We start from the raw sequence: 20,203 nt of genomic DNA on the forward strand, positions 1-20,203 counted from the left end.
AGCGGCAAATCTGCATCGAATGTGCGTTAAATATCGCGTGAATCCGTATCGCAGTACGGCGCCGCGGAGATCGGTTGCGTTCGCGTCGGTTGCTGTAAACGTCCGGTTGTTCTAAGGCTTATGGGCGACTCGTCGCCGTCCGGACGCGATTTAAAGTTCCACCACGGCGCGGCGCGGTTGACCGCGCCGGCGGGCGACCCCTCTTGAATATCGAACGACCCTTGGCCTCGTATCAGGACAATAAGCGCGGCATCATCTCGCTGACGGCGGGATGCGCGCTGTTCACGGTTACCGACACGATAACCAAGATCGTCGCCTTCACCTTTCCCATCGGCGAGGTCCTGTTCTCGCGCGCCCTGGCCTGCATGGCCTTCGTCGCGGTGGCGTTCTTCTTCGCCTATCGCACCTTCACCATTCGAGGCGGATCGCAAAAGCTGGTGCTGCTGCGCGCCGTGCTCGATGCCGGCGCCAACGCCACCTTCGTGGTCGCGCTGACCAAGATGCGGCTGGCCGACCTGATGGCGATCAACATGATGTCGCCGCTGGTGCTTACCATGCTGCTTGCGTTCTTTTTCAAGGAGCAGGTCGGCTGGCGGCGCTGGACCGCCATCGGGGTCGGCGTGATCGGCATGCTGCTGATCGTCAAGCCGGGCCCCTCCACCTTCGACGTCTGGGCGCTGGTGGCGTTTTCGACGACGTTGTTCTCGGCCACGCGCGACATCGTCACCCGCCGCATCGACCCGGCGACGCCAACATTGGTGGTGACGCTGGTCAGCCTCGGCGGCACGGGAATGGCGGGTCTCGTTCTCGCCATCGTGTTTGGCGAGCGCTGGGCACTCTACTCTTCGGAATATCTTGGCCTGATCGTGATCGGCGCGATGTTCCTAGCCGGCGGCAGCACGCTGGCGGTGTCGGCGTTTCGCAATGTCGACGCCACCGTCGTGGCGCCGTTCCGCTACTCGCTGCTGATCTGGAGCGCACTGGCCGGCTACTTCGTGCTCGACGAGGTCTCGGACCGGATGTCGATCGCGGGTTCGCTACTCATCGTCGCCAGCGGCCTCTACATGCTGCACCGCGAGCGGGTCCGCCACCGCGAGGTGGCCGCCCGCTCGGCGGTGCGCTAGACCATGATCCATTCGGATTGAATCCGGTCATGGTCTAGCTTTTTGTTTGAGCATGATCTTTTCCGAAAACCGGTTTCCACTTTTCGGGATCATGCTCTAACCGCCTCATTCCGCTCGCAAAACGATCCCCCGGCCGAGCCGCAATGATCGTTGCCGGATTCATCGAACTGGGCTATGCAGAGCCCTGTTGGCGCCCGTAGCTCAGCTGGATAGAGCGTTGCCCTCCGAAGGCAAAGGTCGTGCGTTCGAATCGCGCCGGGCGCGCCATAATTCCAGGCGCAAAAACAAAAGCGCCTTGATCACCCAAGCTGCGTCCGATTGACCCGTTGGCAGCGGTCTCTGTTGACATATTGTCTCAGGAACCCGCCCCTGTGCAGCACTGCACTCCCGCCGATCGATGTGTCTTGAATGAAGCTCCTGCTGATCACTTTCATTCCTTTTCTTGGCGCTCTGCTGCCGCCCATCGCCATCAAGGCCGGACGCAATGTCTGCACAGCGGCGACCGCCGCCGTCACCGCGCTGGCGCTCGTCATTCTGCTGACCGAGGCGCCGACGATCTATTCGGGCGGCGTGGCGCGCATGGATGTGCCGTGGCTGCCGCAGATCGGTCTGTCGCTGTCGTTCTTTGTTGACGGGCTCGGGCTGTTCTTTGCCACGCTGATCCTCGCCATCGGCCTTCTAATCATTCTCTATGCGCGCTTCTATCTGGATCGCGACGATCCGATGGGCCGCTTCTTCTGCTATCTGCTGCTGTTTCAGGGCTCGATGGTCGGCATTGTCCTTAGCGACAATATCCTGCTGCTCGTCGTGTTCTGGGAGCTCACGAGCCTCACCTCGTTCCTGCTGATCGGATATTGGTATCACCTGCCGGCGTCACGCGCCGGCGCGCTCATGGCGCTGGTGGTGACGGGCGCCGGGGGCCTCGCGCTGATCGGCGGCATGCTGCTGCTCGGTCATATCGCCGGCACCTTCCAGCTCAGCGAAATCCTGACGCGCGGCGAGTTGATCAAGGCCTCGCCGCTCTATCTGCCGGCGCTGCTGCTGATCCTCACCGGCGCCTTCACCAAATCGGCGCAGTTTCCGTTCCACTTCTGGCTGCCGCACGCCATGGCGGCGCCGACGCCGGTGTCCGCCTATCTGCACTCCGCGACCATGGTGAAGGCGGGCGTCTTCCTGCTCGCCCGGCTGTGGCCGGCTTTGTCCGGTACGCCGGAATGGTTCCTGATCGTCTCGCTGACCGGCCTCGTCACCATGGTGATCGCGGCCTGGATCGCACTGTTCAAGGACGATCTCAAAGGCCTGCTGGCCTTCTCGACCGTCAGCCATCTCGGCCTGCTGACCATGCTGCTCGGCTTCGGCACCCGCATGGGCGTGGTCGCCGCCGTCTTCCACATCCTCAACCACGCGACCTTCAAGGCCGCCTTGTTCATGTCCGCCGGCATCGTCGATCACGAAACCGGCACGCGCGATATCCGCCGGCTCGGCGGCCTGCGGCATCTGATGCCGATCACCTCCGGTCTCGCCATTATCGCCGCGGCATCGATGGCCGGCGTGCCGCTGCTCAACGGCTTCCTGTCGAAAGAGATGATGCTGGAGGAAGCCGCGCACACGGTTTACGCCGGCCAGACATGGCTGTTCCCGCTGTTCGCGACCATCGGCGCACTGCTGTCGGCGGCCTACTCGGCACGGCTCATCTTCCATGTCTTCTTCGGCGCGGAGCGCCACGATTACCCGCACCACCCGCACGACCCGCCCATCGGCATGTGGCTGCCGGTGGCGATCCTGGTCGTGCCCGTCATTGCCATCGGCGTGTTGCCGGCGATGTTCGCCGGATCGATCGTCGAGACGACGGCACGCGCGGTCACGGGCGGCGCCTTGCCCGAGTATCATCTCGCTCTGTGGCATGGCCTGACGCCGGCGTTGGGCATGAGCGTGATCGCTATCGGCGGCGGCCTCGCACTGCTGTGGGGCTACGCCGCCGCCAACCGCATCCGGCTGTCGGTGCCGCGCCCCGACGCGATGACAATGTTCACCACCGCCATCGCCGGCATCGTGCGCATGGCGCGGGCGGTGATGAGCCGCCTCGATGACGGATACCTGCCGCGCTATATGGCCGTGATGGTCTGCACCATCGGCGTGCTGGGCTTCGCCGGATTCATGCACGCGGGACCAGTGACGATTGCGGGCGATCGCGTGACGATCCCGGCAACGCTGACGACCACCACCGGCTGGGTGCTGCTGCTGCTGGCCTGCGGCCTGGTCGTCTGGCGTCACCACGACCGCCTGTTGGCGCTCATCATCACCAGCATTGTCGGCCTTGTCGTGTCGCTCGCCTTCTTGCAGTTCTCGGCGCCCGATCTCGCCCTCACCCAGATTTCGGTCGAAGTGGTGACGACGATCCTGCTGCTGCTGGCGATCAACCTGTTGCCGCGCACGACGCCGGATGAAATGCCGCTGCGTTCCACGCTCGGGGCGGGGGCGCTGGCGGCGGTGGGCGGCCTCGGCGTCGCAGCGCTCACATACGCCGTCATGACGCGCGGCTTCGAAACCATATCCGGCTATCACATCGAACAGTCGAAACCGGGCGGCGGCGGCACCAATGTGGTGAACGTCATCCTGGTGGACTTCCGTGGCTACGATACCTTCGGCGAGATCATCGTCCTCGCCATCGCGGCGCTGACCATCTTCGCGCTGCTCGACTCGGCGATGCATGGCGCCGCGGCCCGTCGCCTGGCGCGGGTGCGCTTCTCGCCGCAGGCACACGATCCGCATCCCTTGATGCTGGTCGTCATCGCGCGTGTGCTGCTGCCGCTGTCGCTGATGGTCGGCGTCTATATTCTGCTCCGAGGCCACAACATGCCCGGCGGCGGCTTCATCGCCGGCCTCATCGTCGCCGTCGCGTTCCTGATGCAATACATGGCGAGCGGCTATGTCTGGGCGAGCCGCCGCGCGCGTATCGACGCCCATGTGATGATCGGCGGCGGCGTGCTGATAGCGGGCGCAACCGGCATTGCCTCGCTTTTGTTCGATCGGCCGTTCCTGACCAGCACGTTCGGCTATTTCCACCTGCCGCTGTTCGGCGAAGTCGAATTGGCCTCCGCCATGGCCTTCGACCTCGGCGTGTTCTTCACCGTGGTCGGCACGTGTCTGCTGTCGCTCGCCACCCTGTCCCGCGTCGAGGAGCGCGCGGAGCAGGCATCCCTGCAGGCGGAGGCGCGCACGCCATGAGCATGGAATTCCTCATGGCAACCGGGGTCGGCGCGCTGACGGCGGTCGGCCTGTATCTCATTCTGCTGCGGCGTACCTTTCCGGTGGTGGTCGGACTCTCGTTCCTCTCTTATGCGGTGAACGTTTTTCTGTTCACGATGGGACGGCTCACCATCGACAAACCGCCGATCATCGACGCGACGCAGCAGGGCTACACCGACCCGCTGCCGCAGGCGCTGGTTCTGACCGCCATCGTCATCACCTTCGGCATGACGGCGCTGATCGTCGTGCTGTCGCTGCGCGCCTTTCTGGAGACCGGCAACGACGATGTGACACTCGATGTTACGCCCGAGGACGAGGCGCCCGGCGAGAACGGCGCCGAGAACGGCGCCAAGGACCGCGAGGCTTCGCGATGACGAGCTCCTGGATCATCGCCCCCGTCGCGATCCCGGCCATGACCGCGGCTTTCCTGGTGCTGGCGTTACGTCACAGCCTCGCCGCCCAGCGCGTCGTGTCGGTCGCAGCGACTGTCCTCCAACTCGCCGTGGCGATCGGGCTTTACGTCATCGCCAGCGACGGCGAATTGCGCACTTACCTCCTCGGCAACTGGCCGGCGCCTTTCGGCATCGTGCTGGTGCTGGACCGCCTCGCCGCCATCATGCTGCTGCTCACCGGGCTGCTCGCCTCCGGCATCGTGCTCGCCGCGCTCGGCGAGTGGGACAAGCGCGGGCGCCATTTCCATGCGCTATTCCAGTTTCAATTGCTCGGCGTCAACGGCGCATTCCTGACCGGCGACCTGTTCAACCTGTTCGTGTTCTTCGAGGTGCTGCTGATCGCATCCTACGGACTGATGCTGCATGGCGGTGGCCCCCGCCGACTCGTGGCCGGCTTCCATTACATCGGCATCAACCTGATCGGCTCGACGGTCTTCCTGTTCGCGGCCGGCTTGATCTACGCTGCCACCGGCACGCTCAACATGGCCGACCTCGCAGCGAAGGTGCCACTCGTCATGCAGGCCAACCAGCCTCTGCTGGCGGCCGGCGCGCTGCTGCTGCTCACCGTCTTCGCCACCAAGTCGGCAATGGTGCCGCTGCACTGGTGGCTGCCAACCGCCTATGGCTCGACGTCGCCGCCGGTCGCGGCGATGTTCGCCATCATGACCAAGGTGGGCGCCTATTCGCTCATTCGCGTCTATACGCTGATCTTCGGCGCCAGCGCCGGCCCGCTGGCCGACATCGCGGCGCCATGGATTCTGCCGGCCGGCATCCTCACACTCGTGCTCGGCACGATCGGGGTGCTGGCGACCCGCCGTATCGTCGATCTCGTCTGTTATTCACTGATCGCCTCGATGGGCACGCTGCTGATCGCCATCGGGCTCGCCACCGAGGCCGCATTGGCTGCCGCGATGTATTACGCCCTGCAGAGCACCGTGGCCGGCGCGGCCCTGTTCCTGCTCGCCGGCCTGCTCGCACCGGAGAAAGACAGCCGCGTATCGTTCGCCTGGCAGACGCAATACGCCACTTTGTTCGCCGGCTTCTATTTCCTGCTTGCCATTGCGACGGTCGGCCTGCCGCCGCTGGCCGGATTCATCGGCAAGCTGCTGATCCTCGACGCCGGACGCGCGGCTTCCGCCGCGGCGACCGTGTGGCCGGCGATCCTGATCACGAGCCTGTTGCTGACCATCGGTTTCGCACGCGGCGGCATCCGCATATTCTGGAAGCCATCGCCAAGCTTGGAGGAGCCGGCGCAGCGCGCTGTTCCCGCGGGGCCGGTCGCCGTGATCGCCGGCATGATTGTCGTCATCGCGGGTCTCAGTCTGTTCGCCGGCGCGGTGATGGACGATCTGACCGCCATGGCGGAACAACTACGCTCGCCGGAGCGCTATATCGCGGCGGTGCTGCGGGCACACGTCACCCTCAACCTGACGGGAGAATAGGTCATGCGCGGCGTGCTTCGCCATCCAGTGCTGATCGCGGTCCTCGCTTTGGTGTGGGTGCTGCTCATCAATGACTTCTCGTGGGGCGCGCTCGTCTTCGGATTGTTGCTCGGGGTCGGGATTACCGCCATCACCAGTTCCTGGTGGCCCAACGGCGTGAAGCTTCGCAACCCGCTGGCGATGATCGAATACGCCGGCATCGTGCTGTGGGACATCGTTGTGTCCAATGTGCAGGTGGCCTATCTGGTGTTGTTCCGCCGCGGCGACAGTTTGCGGTCGCAATTCGTCACCGTGCCGCTGGCCCTGGAAAGTCCCGAGGCGATCGCGACTTTGGCCGGAACGATCACGATGACGCCGGGGACACTGAGCGCGGATGTGAGCGCCGACGGCCGCTCGCTGCTGGTTCATTGCCTCGAGACGACCGACCCCGCCGATACGGTGGCCGGCATCAAGTCCCGCTACGAGAGCCGCCTGATGAGGATATTCGCATGATCGCCGCCGCCTGCACTTTCGCGCTGGTCGCCATATCGGTCTCGCTGCTGATGAATGTCTACCGGCTCATCGCCGGCCCGGACGCGACCGACCGCATTCTTGCGCTCGACACGATGGTGATCAACGCGATCGGCCTGATCGTGCTCGCAGGAATCATGTTCGGCACCACCATGTATTTCGAGGCCGCCCTGCTATTCGCCATGGTCGGGTTCGTCTCGACGGTGGCGTTCTGCAAGTTCCTGCTGCGCGGCAATGTAATCGAGTGACCGTCATGGCAACGCTTCTCGAATTCGTCATCGCCGCCTTCATTGTGATCGGGAGCGTGTTCCTGTTCGTCGGATCGTTCGGGCTCGCCAAGCTGCCCGACACGATGCGCCGGCTGCATGCCCCGACCAAGGCAACCACGCTCGGCATCGGTTCGCTCTTGATTGCGTCGCTGATTTACTTCGCCTCGCACGATGCGGCCGGCATCCACGAACTCCTGATCACGCTGTTCCTGTTCCTGACCGCGCCGGTCAGCGCCGTCATGATCGCCAAGGCGCACATCTTCCGGCACCGCGAGGTGCAGCGCACGCTCTCTAAGGACGCGGGCGGCTCCGGCTGGGCCACGCTGAATGCTGCGCCGGATGCGCCGCCTCAACCAAGTGAGCAGCATTAGCGTGGCCCCTCCTGGCCTGGGCCAGGAGGGCAAATTGCGACTCTAGACAGTGGCCGCACCCACGATGCTCACGGATAGCTGGCAAAGATCTCCGTCGAGCCATCGCGCCGCAACAGCAAGACCTTGTACGGTTCGGAGTTCGGTCCAGGCTCGCCCATGCCGGGCGAACCGGATGGCATGTCAGGAACCACGAGCCCGATCGCATCCGGACGCTCTTTCAGCAACCTCGCGACCTCGCGAGCCGGCACGTGCCCCTCTACGACGTAACCGTCGATGAGGCCGGTGTGACAGGAGGTTAGCCCCTCTCTCAGTCCGGCTTTCATTTTTCGGTTCCACAGATCGCCGGCCGGCAAGTATTTGAGTTTGGTCGCATAGCCATTTTCCTGCAGATGGCGCGACCAGGCGACGCAACAGCCGCAGCCTGCCGTCGACAGTATCTCGACCGTGCCCGCGGCCGAGGCGACAACCGTCATCGCCAACAGCCCGACCGCCGATATAGCGCCTCTAAGCATATTGATCATCATTCGCTCCTCAATTCGCTCTCGTTGCGCAGCGGTGAGTCAACCAAGGTTGTCATAGGTCAGGTAAGCCATCATGCCCGTCGCCATGTGGTAGAGATGATGGCAGTGCAGCGGCCATTTGCCGGCATTACTGGCGTCGAAGACAACGGTAACCGCACCGCCCGGAGGCACCAGCACGGTATCGCGCACCGCGCCGGACATCTGGCGGTCGTCTATGGCGATCACCTGGAAGTGGTGACCGTGCAAGTGCATCGGATGCGCCATCATCGAGGCGTTTCGCATCGTGACCTCGATGCGCTCGCCGCGACGCGCACGTAGCTCGGCGGCGCCACCGATGCCCCAAACATAGCCGTGCATGTGCCCCATCAGTGTCAGCGCGAAACGCCGGTCGGCCGGCCGTGCCGTGAGCGGATTGCGCGCCCGCAGCCTTTGTTCGAGCGATGCATCCACGATCGGGCCGGCGGCCTCGGCCACCGATGCGATGCGATGCACGGCTGCGCCGGGCGTCGCCAGAATGACGCCGGTGCGCTCCACCGCCCCTTCACGGACGGCGAGAACCGGGTAGGCGCCCGCGCCTTGCGGCAAGGTCAGGCTGATGTCGAGCCGCTGCCCCATGCTGATCGGGAAAGCGGTGCCATTGATTGGCTCGATCTCCTGCCCATCGACCGCGACAAGGCTCCCCTGAACGCGGCCGGTGTCGATGCTGAACGCGGTCGCCGTAGCGCCATTGATGATACGCAGGCGGACACGGCCGCTGTTTTCGACGCGCACCACTTGCGGATCGTCGAGGGTGCGGTCGTTGGCGAGATAGGCGTCGTAGTCGATGTCATTGAGGTCCATGCCGGCCATCGGCATCCCGGCCATGCCGCCGCCCATAGGCATCTGACTCATGTTGCCGCGCGCCGCTGCCGGAGGGCTCATCATCGACCCGCCATGCATGCCTCCATGCATCCCGCCCATGCCGCCCATACTGCCGCCGGAACTCCGCGGACCCATCTGCGAACCGTGCCCCTGATCTTGCGTCAGTTTGGCCAGCAGTTCCTGTGCAGGCGTGAAGGAAAAGTCATGCAGCAGAATGACCACCTCCTGTTCGTCGCGCTGGAGGTCGGCGGCCGTCCTGACGATCAGCGGCGCGGCGAGCAGGTTCTGTTCCTGAAGGGTGTGGGCATGCATCCAGTTCGTGCCGCCTGCGCCGACTGGAAAAGTATAGCGGCGCGCGCTGCCCGGCGCGATCAGTGGCTCCGGATTGTCCGGAACGCCGTCCGACTTCCAGGGCGGCGTGAGGCCGTGCCAATGGACGATCGTCGGTTCGTCGATGTCGTTGCGAAGCTCGACATCGAATGTGTCGCCGGCGTTCAGGGTGACACCGTGCGTGCCGTCGGCTTGCAGCAGTCCGAAGACACGCGCTGCCTTGCCCTTGATATCCAAGGTGCGGCTGACGATTCCAAGCTTGATCGGTGGAGCGCCGATCGTCTGGGCCCAGCTTAGACCGGGGTTCAAGAAACTGTTTGTGCCGAGGGCCGCGGCACCGGTCATCATTGTTTTAAGCAGTTCACGGCGATTCATGATTCAGACTCCCGTCTTGCCTGCCTCTCGCAGGCGATGCGATCCGGCGCGTCGCCAGGACGCGCGTCGATATCCCGATGCGACATCGGGCATCTTCAGGTGGATCAGCTTCGAGGAGGTCCGTGAGGGGGCGCGACGGCGATGCCGGCGGCTGGCTCATCTTGTATGCGGTCGTGGCCGGTGGCCGCCAGTACGCCCGGCTGCTCTACGGCCGCGACAATCGCGCTGCAGTCAGCGCACATCGCCGCGCAACAGCGATCGACCTGCATCGCACCGGCTTTGCCATTCTCATCATGGTCGGCATAAACCGGGGCCTCGTCGTGAGCGACGTTGCTCACGGCAATGCCCGCCGGCTCGGCACCGTCGGTGCAATTGATCGCATGAGCGCTTGCCATGGGCGCCACAAGCAGCGCCAGCACAAGCCCGGCGACCAGCGCCGTTCTCGCCAAGGCAGCAAGTTTTGCCAATGAACTCATTTGGCCAGTCTAGTGCAAAATGAGCCGGAATTATTGACAGGGATCAAAGCGCTTAAATCAGCTTCGCCGCCGCCAGGTCCCGCATCAGCGACCGCGTGCCATAGGTCCAGTGCGGGCAATCCGGCGAGTATTTCACGCGGTTGACCAGCGCGCCGAGCTTGTCCGACGCAATCGTGACCGTGTCGCCGATCTTGTGGGTGAAGCCGCGGCCCACCTCGCCGCGATCCTTCGACGGCACGAACATGGTGCCGAGATAAAGCGCCATGCCATCGGGGTATTGATGATGCGGCCCCATCGCCGCCGCGACCAGTTCCTCCGGCGAGCGGCTGATCTCGGCCATCGAGCTCGAACCTTCGAGGAAAAAACCGTCGGTGCCTTCGACGGTCAGGTTGACCCGCGCCTTTTTCACATCGGCGATGGAAAAGGTGTCGTCGAACAGGCGGATGAACGGACCGAGCGCGGCGGAGGCGTTGTTGTCCTTGGTCTTGCCGAGCAGCAGCGCCGAGCGGCCTTCCATGTCGCGCAGATTGACGTCGTTGCCGAGCGTGGCACCGACGATGCGGCCGGAGCTGGCGGCGATGACCGCGATTTCCGGCTCGGGATTGTTCCAGGTCGAAGCCTCGAGCAGCCCGATATCGGCGCCGAAACCGACCGACGACATGGGCTGGCATTTGGTGAAAATCTCGGCGTCCGGGCCAATGCCGACTTCGAGATATTGCGACCAGACGCCGCGCGCGATCAGCTTGGCCTTGATCGCCATCGCTTCCGGCGAGCCCGGCCTGAGCTTCGACAGATCCTCGCCGATCAGGCCGTGAATGTCGGCGCGGATCGCCTCGGCCTTGTCGGCGGAGCCGCGCGCCTGCTCCTCGATGACGCGCTCGAGCAGGCTGACGACGAAGGTGACGCCAGCCGCCTTCACAGCGTGGAGATCGACCGGGGACAAGAGGCGAATGGCACTGGCGGCATGGGTGAGGCTTCCCGCCGTAATCGCATCGAGCGTTGCGATGGTTTTGCCGTTGACGCCGCGCACATAGGCGGCGGGATCGTCCATCTCGCAGATGTCGCGGACCGTCGGCGCATGGACCGAGGTGATATCAATGACCGCGCCGTCGCGGACGGTCACGACCAGCGGATGCGCGGTCCCCGGTGCATGAGCGCGGCCGAGAAAGGTGCCGCTGCCCGGCAGACGCATGGAATGGCTGGCCATGAACTCCCCCGAAATTGTTATTGCGCGGGAGTTTAGAACGCCGGGGGCGGCCAGCGCCAGCCTCGGCTAGGCGGCGTTAGCGGCGGACGTCGGCGGGATCGAGTTCGAGGTCGGTCGACATCTTGCGCGGCTGCGGCACATAGGCATCGCCAAGCTGCACCATCGGGCGCGGATTGATCACGATCGAACTCAGGCGATCGTGCAGCGCCTTGGCCGAGGTCGGCTTGACCAGGAATTCGTTGATGCCGGCATGCAGTGCCTGGACCACCGACGAGCGGTGGGCGCGCGAGGTCAGCATGATGATCGGCAGGTTCGGCCGCGGAAACACGCCGGGCGAACGAACGATGCGCACGACCTCCATGCCGTTGAGAAGCGGCATGTCCCAGTCGAGCAGCATGACATCGGGATCGGAATTGCGGATCTGCTCGAGGGCGGCGAGGCCGTCGGCGGCTTCCATCACCGACTTGGCGCCGAGATTCATCAACATCATGCGCGTGACCTTGCGCATGTAGGCGTTGCCGTCCACCACAAGGATGTTCAGCCCTTGAATCATCGATTCGAGCGGACTTTTCGGCATACGCGACCGGTAACCTTTCATAAAGCCCGACCAACTTACCGGCCAAACTCTGTCAATTTCGCTAAAACCGACCGTTCAATTTGTCGCGTTTGTTCCGCCTGCCCCCTCGCGGACCTACATCTGCCTTGCCAAATTGGATGGGAGGCCGCGCGCCGGACAAGGACAGGACGCCATGAAACAGCCCGGACCCGACCATCCCATCGCGATTTCGCGGAACGGACGGCGCGTCCGCGTAACTTTCGCCGGCCGGACGATCGCCGACACGACACGGGCCCTGACGCTGACGGAAGCGCGTTATCCTGCCGTTTACTATATTCCGCAGGAGGACGCCGACATGGCGCTGCTCACGCGCACCGCGCATGCGAGCCATTGCCCGTACAAAGGCGACGCCAGCTACTTCTCTATCTCGGTGGATGGCCGCACCGCCGCGAACGCAGTGTGGAGCTACGAGGCGCCCTTCCCGGCCGTGGCCGCGATCAAGGACCATCTCGCCTTCTATCCGGACCGGGTGGATGAGATCGAAGTTGCGTGAGCCTCAATGCACCTTCGGGCCCTTGAGGAATTTGTTGCGGTCGGAGGAATTCACCCGCACGTCGAAGGTGACGCCGTCGCGATGCAAGGTCAGCGGCACCTCGACGCCGGCGGTGCCGAGCGCCCAGATGCCGCGATAAAGCTCGCCCAGGGTCGAAACCTTCTGTCCGGCCACCGCCACGATCATGTCGCCGGTCCTGATCTCGGCGCGCGCCGCCGGGCCCTTGTCGGCAACGCCGACGATCACCAACGTCTCCTCGATCTCGGTGGTGAAGATGCCGAGCCATGGCCGCACCGGACGATCGACGCGGCCGAACCGCGACAGATCATTCAGCACCGGCTTCAAGAGGTCGATCGGGATCATCATGTTGAGATGCTCGCCGGCGCCGCCGCTCTCGCCGCCGGTGGCGCGCTCGATCTGCAGCGAGCCGATGCCGACGAGATCGCCGCGCGATGAGATCAGCCCGGTGCCGCCCCAATGCGGGTGCGCCGGAAATGTAAAGATCGCGTCGTCGATCAGATATTCCCAGTAACCGGCGAATTCCTGCCGGGCCGCGACGCGCGCCGCGAGCGACTGCGTGCGTCCGCCGGCGGCGCCGATGACGACGCGGTCGCCGAGATCGACATCGCGCGACGAGCCGAGTTCGAGTATCGGCAGATTGGGCCGGCCGAGCGCCTGCACCAGACCGAAGCCGGTCTCCTGATCGGCGCCCAGCGCGTGGCCTTCCATGACGCGGCCATCCGACAGATGCAGCCAGATCGTCTCGGCTTCGGTGATGAGATAACCCACGGTCAGCACCAGGCCGTCGCCGATGAGCACACCGTTGCCGGCGCGCTCGACGCCGAGCGTGTCCGCCGTGAAGGCGTCGTGCGGGATGATCGAGTGCAGGCCGACCACCGACGACAGCGCGCGGTCGAGATCGAAGCCGTAGTCCTCCGGACGCGGCTGCTCGCCGGGCGGCACCTTGAATTCCATCAGCGAAGCCATCGGTAAACACCCCTCTGTCTTCGTCCTCAGATAGGGATGATGATAGCCGCCGCCATAGGCGCCTGAAAACCGCAAATTGCGCCTCACGCATAGGTGTCATTGCCGGACTTGACCCGGCATTCCCGGATGCCTTTCTAAGGAGAGCATTTTCCCGCCGGCCTCGTGCCAGAGAGAATTTATGACCGCCCTCTCCGTTCTCGATCTGTCGCCGGTGTCGTCCGGATCGACCGGCGCCCAAGCCCTGCGCAATTCCATCGATCTGGCGCAGCTCGCCGACAAACTCGGCTATGTCCGCTACTGGGTGGCCGAGCATCACAACATGCCGATGATCGCCTCGTCGGCGCCGGACATCATGATCGGACAGATCGCCGCAGCCACGCAGCGCATCCGCGTCGGTTCCGGCGGCGTCATGTTGCCCAACCATGCGCCGCTGACGGTGGCGGAACGTTTCAAGGTGCTGGAGGCATTGTTCCCCGATCGCATCGACCTCGGGCTTGGCCGCGCGCCGGGAACCGATCAGGTGACCTCATACATGCTCCGCCGCCGCCAGAATGTCAGCGAGGAGGATGATTTTCTCGACCGCTTCTCCGAGCTGATGGCGCTGGAGACCCGGCAGTTTCCGGAAGGTCACCCTTTCAGCAAGGTGCAGGCCATGCCGGCCGATGTGAAGCTGCCGCCGATTTTCCTGCTCGGTTCGTCCGACTACAGCGCACAGCTCGCCGGCCAGATCGGCGCGGCCTTTGCCTTCGCCCATCACTTCGCGACGTTTCCCGCCGAAGAGGCAATGCGTATCTATCGCGACAGCTTCAAGCCGTCGGTGTCGCACGACAAGCCTTACGCCATCCTCGGCACGCATGTGGTCTGCGCCGACACCGACGCGGAGGCCGATCGGCTCGCTTCGACGATCGACCTCAATTTCACCCGCCGCAACAAGGGCGAATTCCTGCCTTTGGCGTCGCCCGAAGAAGCTTTGGCCTATCAGTATTCACCGGCGGAACGCGCGCGCGTCGCGCAGAATCGCACCAAGCTGTCGATCGGCGCACCGGCGGCGGTGAAGGCGAAGCTCGATGAGTTGATCGCGGCGACGCAGGCCGACGAGGTGATGGTCACGACCATGATCCATGACCATCAGGCGCGCCGGCATTCGTATGAGCTTCTCGCGCCGCTGTATGTCTGATACTCGCGCACCGGTCTCGCCGGTGCTAAAGACATCCGCCGTCACGCCGCGAACTTCGGAGGTTCCCTTGGGCACCAAGCTCACGCTCACCGCCAGCGACAAGCACACTTTGGGCGCCTATCGCGCCGACCCAAAGGGCGCGCCGAAAGGCGGCATGGTCGTCATTCAGGAGATCTTCGGCGTCAACAAGAACATCCGCCACATCTGCGATACGCTGGCTGGACACGGTTACGCCGCCATTGCGCCGGCGATGTTCGACCGCTTCGAACGCGACTTCGACAGCGGCTATTCGGCCGACGAGATCGCGCATGCGCGCAGCTTTCTCGGCAGTCTCAATTGGGATCACATGATGCTCGACGTGGCCGCCGCCAAGGCCGAGCTGAAAGACGTCGGCCCGATCGGTATCATCGGCTTCTGCATGGGCGGCTCGGTCGCGTTCCTCGCTGGCTGCCGCATCCCCGGTCTTGCCGCGGCGGTGTCCTTCTATGGCGGCGCCATCGGCAAGTTCGCCGATGAGAAACCTAAATGTCCGGTGCAGATGCATTTCGGCGAGAAGGACGAGAGCATTCCAATGTCCGTCGTCGAGGACATCAAGAAGAAGCAGCCGCAGGCGGAGACCTACGTCTATCCGGGCGCCCCGCACGCTTTCTCCAACGATGATCGCCCGAGCTTCCGCCAGGACGCCGCTGACCTGGCGTGGAAACGGACCTACGAGTTTCTGGCGAAGAATATGAAATAGCGCTCGGTGTCATCGTCCGCGAAAGCGGACGATCCAGCGCTTGATTGGTTTGAGCAGAAGAAGCGCTGGATCCCCGCCTTCGCGGGGATGACCGGCGGTTTCTAAAACCACCGCTCCTTGATGACGATGGTGTCGCCCGGCAGCAGCGGATAATTCAGCGGGACATTGCCGCGCATCTGCTGGCCCGGCGCATTGCGCGTCAGTTCGACGGTTTTCTTCGAGGCACGCGGGCCGAAGCCGCCGGCAATCGCCACCGCGGTCTCGACCGTCATGTTGGCGACATAGGGATACTGGCCCGGCGTCGTAACCTCGCCGAGAATGAAGAATGGCCGATAGGTTTCGACCTCGACAGTGACATGGGGCTCGCGCACATAGCCCCGGCGCAAGCGGTCGGCGATGGCCTTGGCGAGCGCTTGCGTCGAGGTGCCGCGCGCCGGGACCGCGCCGATGAGCGGCAGGTTGACGTTGCCGCCGGCATCGACGGTGTAGCTGTTGGTGATGCCGTCCTGCCCGAACACCACGACGCGCAACTTGTCGCCGGAGTCGAGCGTGTATGCGGGCGCCGCCGGCGACACCGCGGCATAGCCATAGTTCGGCATCGGCGCGGCGGCCGGGGCCGGGATGTAAGGTCCGCCACGTGGCGCGACGGCCTGCGGCGCGGGTGCTTGCGCCATCGCGGCCGGAGGCGGCGTGTATTGCGCGACGTACGGCTGCCGAAGTGCCGGCTGCGGCTGGACGTAAGTCTGTGTCTGTCGGCCCGACGAGAACAGGCCGCGGCCACTCGCGGTCCTGGGCTGCGGCGTCGGTTGCGGCGACACATATTGCGCCTGCGCGTAAGCCTGCTGGGCATAAGCCGCCGAGCTTGAATAGAGCGAACGCGACGAGGAGGTCGCCGGCGCGGCGTATGTCTGCGGATAAGCTTGCGGGGCGGGGGCCGGATAGGCCTGTGCTTGCGCGTATTGCTGCTGCTGCGTCACGACCGGCACGGGCTGACCGGTCTGCGGGTCGATGATGTACTGGACCTGCGCTGTTTTGCGCGCGCAGCCGGCAGCCGCGAGGGCGGCCATCAGCACGAGCAAAATCTTGGCATTCCGCATTGAAGCGAATCCGGGGTCGCGGGACTTAAAATCGACGCCCGATTAGCGCTTTATATGGTTAAGAAAGTCTGACTGGGGCCCGCGTTCCCTCCCCCTGCAAGGGGGAGGGGGAGGGTCAGGGAGGGGGTCAATATGATGACGAAAGACCCCCACCCGCCGACCAAAGGTCGGCGACCTCCCCCTTTCAGGGGGAGGTGAAGAAGCAGCTTACGCCGTCGCCGCGGCCTTCACCCCGGTGCCGATCGGGCAGGACACGCCGGTGCCGCCCAGCCCGCAGTAGCCATAGGGGTTCTTGGCCAGATACTGCTGGTGATAATCCTCGGCGAAATAGAACGGCGGAGCGTCCACGATCTCGGTAGTGATCGCCCCGTAGCGCCGGGCTTTCAGCTCCTTCTGGTACATCGCCTTCGAGGCTTCGGCGGCCGCCTTCTGCTCGGGCGAGAAGGTATAGATGCCGGAGCGATATTGCGTGCCGATGTCATTGCCCTGACGCATGCCCTGGGTCGGGTCATGGCTCTCCCAGAACGTCTTGAGGAGAGTCTCGTAGGACACCTTGTTCGGGTCGTAGACCACGAGCACCACCTCGTTGTGCCCGGTGCGGCCTGAGCACACTTCCTCATAGGTCGGGTTCGGCGTCAGACCGCCGGCATAGCCGACCGCGGTGACGTGAATGCCGGCGCCCAGCTGCCAGAATTTGCGCTCGGCGCCCCAGAAGCAGCCGAGGCCGAACAGCGCCTTTTCGCTGCCCTTCGGATAAGGGCCCTTGAGTGCATGGTGATTAACGAAATGCTCATCGGCCGTCGGGATCGCACTTGAGCGCCCGGGCAGTGCCTCATCTTTCGAGGGCATCGAGACTTTCTTGAATCCAAACATGGTTTGGCTCTCCCGTCTTTGTTGAGCCCAATATAAGCACTCGCCCCCGGTTCCGGTACCTGAGGGTGATCACGAGTAAGCCAAGGCGGCGTGAAGCAGAGTTGTCGTCCCCGCGAACGCGGGGACCCATACGCCGTGCCCTATCGAGAGCGCACGGAGTATGGGTCCCGGGTCTCCCTCGCTTACGCTCGGTCGCCCGGGACGACGGAGCCTTTTACCGCGCGTAGCCGATCAGTGGGCGGCGCGGCCGGCCCAGCAGCATGAACAGGATCGCCAGCACGCCGAGGACCGCCCAGCTCGGCCAGGACAGAAACGTCATCGCCACCGGGTCCCACAGCACACCACCGGCATAAGGCGACAGCAGCGGCTGTAGCGTCGCCAGGCTCTTCGGGCTCAGCAATGTCCAGAGGTCGCCGACGCTCGTCAAAAACAGGCGGTTTCCGGCGATGGACTTGGTGCCATCGTAGATCACCAGCACGAAGGCGGCCGCCAGTCCAAATAGCCCGAGGGTGCGCAGCAAAAATTTGATCATGTGATGAGCATACAATGCCGGCGAGACGAATACTGCTCAACTAGCCTCAAACCGGCACAGCCTTCAACCCTCCCGCTGCATTGCGGCATAGCGCCCTTGCCAACTGGCTCGTCATCTTGAGTTGCCGGGGTGCCTTCCGCTAGACCATATCCCAACAGCTTGGCCGCGGACCTCTCCGGGGAAAGAAAAGCTGCAAGAAAAACTGCCCCCATGGAGTGAAAATGGCCAAACGTCCGCGTCCGACCTTCACCGAGCAAGAAGCCCTGCAGTTCCACAGCGGCGGCCGCCCGGGCAAACTGGAGATTGTCGCCACCAAGCCGATGGCCACCCAACGCGACCTGTCGCTGGCCTATTCTCCGGGCGTCGCGGTACCGGTGCTGGCCATCGCCGACGATCCGCTGAAGGCCTACGAACTCACCACCAAGGGCAATTTCGTCGCCGTCATCACCAATGGCACCGCCATTCTCGGCCTCGGCAACCGCGGTGCGCTGGCGGCAAAGCCGGTGATGGAAGGCAAGGCGGTGCTGTTCAAGCGCTTCGCCGATATCGACTCCATCGATCTGGAAGTCTCGACCGAGGATCCGGACGCTTTCATCAACTGCGTCAAATATCTCGGCGCCGGCTGGGGCGGCATCAATCTCGAGGATATCAAGGCGCCCGAGTGCTTCATCATCGAGCAGAAGCTGCGCGAGGTGATGGACATCCCGGTGTTCCATGACGACCAGCACGGCACCGCCATCATCTCCGCCGCCGGCCTGATCAACGCGCTGCATCTGACCGGGCGCGACATCAAATCCACCAAGCTGGTGTGCAACGGTGCCGGCGCCGCCGGTATTGCCTGCCTCGAATTGTTCAAGGCATTCGGCTTCGCCGCCGAGAACCTGATCCTCTGCGACACCAAGGGCGTCATCTACCAGGGCCGCACCGAGGGCATGAACCAGTGGAAGTCGGCTTACGCCGTGAAGACCGACAAGCGCACGCTGGAAGAGGCGATGGTGGGGGCCGACGTGTTCGTCGGGCTTTCGGCCAAGGGCGCGGTGACCAAGGAGATGGTCAAGTCGATGGCGGCCAAGCCCATCATCTTTGCCTTGGCCAATCCCGACCCGGAAATCACGGCGGAGGAAGTGGCGGAGGTGCGCGACGACGCCATCATGGCCACCGGCCGCTCCGACTATCCCAACCAGGTCAATAATATTCTCGGCTTCCCCTTCATCTTCCGCGGCGCGCTCGATGTGCGCGCCTCGACCATCAACATGGAGATGAAGATCGCCGCCGCCCATGCGCTCGCCGACCTGGCGCGCGAGGACGTACCCGATGAAGTGGCCGCCCTCTATGGCACGCGGCCGAAATTCGGCCCGGACTACATCATTCCGGTGCCGTTTGATCCGCGTCTCATTTGGACGGTGCCGCCGGCCGTTGCCAAGGCGGCGATGGAGACCGGCGTCGCGCGCAAGCCAATTCCGGACATGGAAGCCTACAAACACCAACTCAGCGCCCGCCGCGACCCGATCGCCGGCACGCTGCAGCAGGTCTATACCAAGCTGCGCCGCTCGCCGAAGCGCGTCGTCTTCGCCGAAGGCGAGGAGGAGCAGGTGATCCGCGCGGCGGCGTCCTTCGTGACCCAAGGGCTCGGGACCGCGCTGCTGGTCGGCCGCGAGGATCGCGTCAAGGCGACCGCCGCCGATGCCGGCATCGAGCTGGGCGAAGGCATCGAGGTCATCAATGCCGCGCTGTCAAAGCGCAATGGCGTCTATCTCAACTATCTCTATGAGCGCCTGCAGCGGCAGGGCTATCTGCTGCGCGACGTCCAGCGGCTGGTGAATACCGACCGCAACCATTTCGCCGCGCTGATGGTGGCGAACGGCGACGCCGACGCCATGGTAGCCGGCGTGACACGCAATTTCTCGGTCGCGCTCGAGGACGTGCGCCGGGTCATCGACGCCAAGCCCGGCCATCGCGTCATCGGCATTTCGCTGGTGGTGGCACGCGGCCGTACCTTGCTGGTGGCCGATACCGCGATCACCGAGCTGCCGACTGGCGAAGAACTCGCCGAGATCGCCATCGAGGCCGCCGGCGTCGCAAAGCGCTTCGGCTATGTGCCGCGCGTCGGCATGCTGGCCTTCTCCACCTTCGGCCATCCGGCCGGCGAGCGCTCGGAGAAGGTGATCGAGGCCGTGAAAATCCTCGATCAGCGCCGCGTCGACTTCGAGTACGAAGGCGACATGGCGGCCGACGTTGCGCTCAACCCGGATCTGGCCGCGGCCTACCCGTTCAACCGCCTGTCCGGCCCGGCCAATGTGCTGGTGATGCCCGCGTTCCACTCGGCGTCGATCTCGACCAAGATGCTCCAGGAACTCGGCGGCGCCACCGTCATCGGCCCGATACTGGTCGGCCTCGACCGCCCGGTGCAATTGGTGCAACTCGGCGCCAACGACACCCAGATCGTCAACATGGCGGCGCTCGCGGCCTTCAATGTGAGCGGCTGACCGCCGACGCCCGGAG

At 64.3% G+C, this 20,203-nt stretch carries 20 protein-coding genes and 1 tRNA gene; 13 read left to right on the forward strand and 8 right to left on the reverse strand.

The genetic code is table 11. From position 1 onward, the window contains the following. The first annotated feature begins 203 nt into the window (after nt 1-203). The 8 genes from E8Q40_RS00230 (at nt 204) to E8Q40_RS00265 (ending at nt 7,417) form a co-directional block, all read left to right on the forward strand. Nucleotides 204-1,124, forward strand: coding sequence for a DMT family transporter (locus E8Q40_RS00230; protein WP_137042499.1), 921 nt, complete (start codon nt 204-206; stop codon nt 1,122-1,124). A gap of 190 nt (nt 1,125-1,314) precedes the next feature. Then, a tRNA-Arg gene (locus E8Q40_RS00235) sits at nt 1,315-1,391 on the forward strand. A gap of 141 nt (nt 1,392-1,532) precedes the next feature. After that, nucleotides 1,533-4,352 carry a monovalent cation/H+ antiporter subunit A gene (locus E8Q40_RS00240; protein WP_137042500.1) on the forward strand — a complete coding sequence of 940 codons (2,820 nt, stop codon included), beginning with the start codon at nt 1,533-1,535 and terminating at the stop codon, nt 4,350-4,352. Between the two features lie 2 nt (nt 4,353-4,354). Next, entirely contained in the window at nt 4,355-4,747 is a 393-nt protein-coding gene (locus tag E8Q40_RS00245) for a Na+/H+ antiporter subunit C (RefSeq protein ID WP_137046513.1), read from the forward strand. Beyond that, nucleotides 4,744-6,267, forward strand: a complete 1,524-nt coding sequence (locus E8Q40_RS00250; RefSeq protein WP_137042501.1) for a monovalent cation/H+ antiporter subunit D — start codon at nt 4,744-4,746, stop codon at nt 6,265-6,267. Before E8Q40_RS00245 ends, E8Q40_RS00250 begins: the two co-directional genes overlap by 4 nt. 3 nt (nt 6,268-6,270) lie before the next feature. After that, complete coding sequence (locus E8Q40_RS00255; RefSeq protein ID WP_137042502.1) at nt 6,271-6,759, forward strand: Na+/H+ antiporter subunit E; 489 nt, start codon at nt 6,271-6,273, stop codon at nt 6,757-6,759. After that, entirely contained in the window at nt 6,756-7,025 is a 270-nt protein-coding gene (locus E8Q40_RS00260; protein WP_137042503.1) for a K+/H+ antiporter subunit F, read from the forward strand. Before E8Q40_RS00255 ends, E8Q40_RS00260 begins: the two co-directional genes overlap by 4 nt. A 5-nt stretch (nt 7,026-7,030) precedes the next feature. Then, nucleotides 7,031-7,417 (forward strand): Na+/H+ antiporter subunit G, encoded by a 387-nt coding sequence (locus E8Q40_RS00265; RefSeq protein WP_137042504.1) that lies wholly within the window; start codon nt 7,031-7,033, stop codon nt 7,415-7,417. 68 nt (nt 7,418-7,485) lie between these two features. On the opposite strand, the gene E8Q40_RS00270 is transcribed toward E8Q40_RS00265, so the two are convergent. Continuing rightward, the gene (locus E8Q40_RS00270) at nt 7,486-7,941 is read right to left on the reverse strand and encodes a DUF411 domain-containing protein (protein ID WP_246662963.1); all 456 of its coding nucleotides are present in this window, start codon (nt 7,939-7,941) and stop codon (nt 7,486-7,488) included. A 36-nt stretch (nt 7,942-7,977) separates the two neighbouring features. Then, on the reverse strand, nt 7,978-9,504 hold the full coding sequence (locus tag E8Q40_RS00275) for a multicopper oxidase family protein (RefSeq protein WP_137042505.1): 1,527 nt from the start codon (nt 9,502-9,504) through the stop codon (nt 7,978-7,980). Between the two features lie 122 nt (nt 9,505-9,626). On the opposite strand from E8Q40_RS00275, the gene E8Q40_RS00280 reads away from it, so the two are divergent. Further along, nucleotides 9,627-9,974, forward strand: coding sequence for a hypothetical protein (locus E8Q40_RS00280; protein WP_137042506.1), 348 nt, complete (start codon nt 9,627-9,629; stop codon nt 9,972-9,974). A gap of 58 nt (nt 9,975-10,032) precedes the next feature. Here E8Q40_RS00280 and E8Q40_RS00285 read toward each other — a convergent pair whose 3' ends face one another. Continuing rightward, complete coding sequence (locus E8Q40_RS00285; RefSeq protein ID WP_246662964.1) at nt 10,033-11,187, reverse strand: fumarylacetoacetate hydrolase family protein; 1,155 nt, start codon at nt 11,185-11,187, stop codon at nt 10,033-10,035. A 76-nt stretch (nt 11,188-11,263) separates the two neighbouring features. After that, nucleotides 11,264-11,764 (reverse strand): response regulator, encoded by a 501-nt coding sequence (locus tag E8Q40_RS00290; RefSeq protein WP_168197704.1) that lies wholly within the window; start codon nt 11,762-11,764, stop codon nt 11,264-11,266. A 172-nt stretch (nt 11,765-11,936) separates the two neighbouring features. On the opposite strand from E8Q40_RS00290, the gene E8Q40_RS00295 reads away from it, so the two are divergent. Next, nucleotides 11,937-12,296, forward strand: a complete 360-nt coding sequence (locus E8Q40_RS00295) for a DUF427 domain-containing protein (RefSeq protein ID WP_137042508.1) — start codon at nt 11,937-11,939, stop codon at nt 12,294-12,296. Nucleotides 12,297-12,299: 3 nt separating this feature from the next. Here the strand turns inward: E8Q40_RS00295 and E8Q40_RS00300 are convergent, their stop codons facing one another. Further along, nucleotides 12,300-13,283: a S1C family serine protease gene (locus tag E8Q40_RS00300; protein WP_137042509.1), complete on the reverse strand. Its 984-nt coding sequence runs from the start codon at nt 13,281-13,283 to the stop codon at nt 12,300-12,302. Nucleotides 13,284-13,461: 178 nt separating this feature from the next. Between E8Q40_RS00300 and E8Q40_RS00305 the strand changes: the two genes are divergently transcribed. Beyond that, a complete protein-coding gene (locus E8Q40_RS00305; protein WP_137042510.1) occupies nt 13,462-14,460 on the forward strand; it encodes an LLM class flavin-dependent oxidoreductase in 999 nt (332 codons plus the stop codon). 67 nt (nt 14,461-14,527) lie between these two features. Continuing rightward, on the forward strand, nt 14,528-15,199 hold the full coding sequence (locus E8Q40_RS00310) for a dienelactone hydrolase family protein (protein WP_137042511.1): 672 nt from the start codon (nt 14,528-14,530) through the stop codon (nt 15,197-15,199). Between the two features lie 101 nt (nt 15,200-15,300). On the opposite strand, the gene E8Q40_RS22395 is transcribed toward E8Q40_RS00310, so the two are convergent. From E8Q40_RS22395 to E8Q40_RS00325, 3 genes are all read right to left on the reverse strand, one after another. Continuing rightward, complete coding sequence (locus E8Q40_RS22395) at nt 15,301-16,296, reverse strand: polysaccharide biosynthesis/export family protein (RefSeq protein WP_370455218.1); 996 nt, start codon at nt 16,294-16,296, stop codon at nt 15,301-15,303. A 207-nt stretch (nt 16,297-16,503) separates the two neighbouring features. Next, nucleotides 16,504-17,169 (reverse strand): peptide-methionine (S)-S-oxide reductase MsrA, encoded by a 666-nt coding sequence (gene msrA, locus E8Q40_RS00320; RefSeq protein ID WP_137042512.1) that lies wholly within the window; start codon nt 17,167-17,169, stop codon nt 16,504-16,506. Nucleotides 17,170-17,383: 214 nt separating this feature from the next. Then, the gene (locus E8Q40_RS00325) at nt 17,384-17,701 is read right to left on the reverse strand and encodes a hypothetical protein (RefSeq protein WP_137042513.1); all 318 of its coding nucleotides are present in this window, start codon (nt 17,699-17,701) and stop codon (nt 17,384-17,386) included. Between the two features lie 221 nt (nt 17,702-17,922). Here E8Q40_RS00325 and E8Q40_RS00330 point away from each other — a divergent pair, with 221 nt between their 5' ends. After that, nucleotides 17,923-20,187, forward strand: a complete 2,265-nt coding sequence (locus E8Q40_RS00330; protein WP_137042514.1) for an NADP-dependent malic enzyme — start codon at nt 17,923-17,925, stop codon at nt 20,185-20,187. Nucleotides 20,188-20,203 lie beyond the last annotated feature (16 nt).

Origin of the sequence: Pseudolabrys sp. FHR47 (assembly GCF_005153485.1) — a bacterium.
Classification (GTDB): Bacteria; Pseudomonadota; Alphaproteobacteria; order Rhizobiales; family Xanthobacteraceae; genus Pseudolabrys.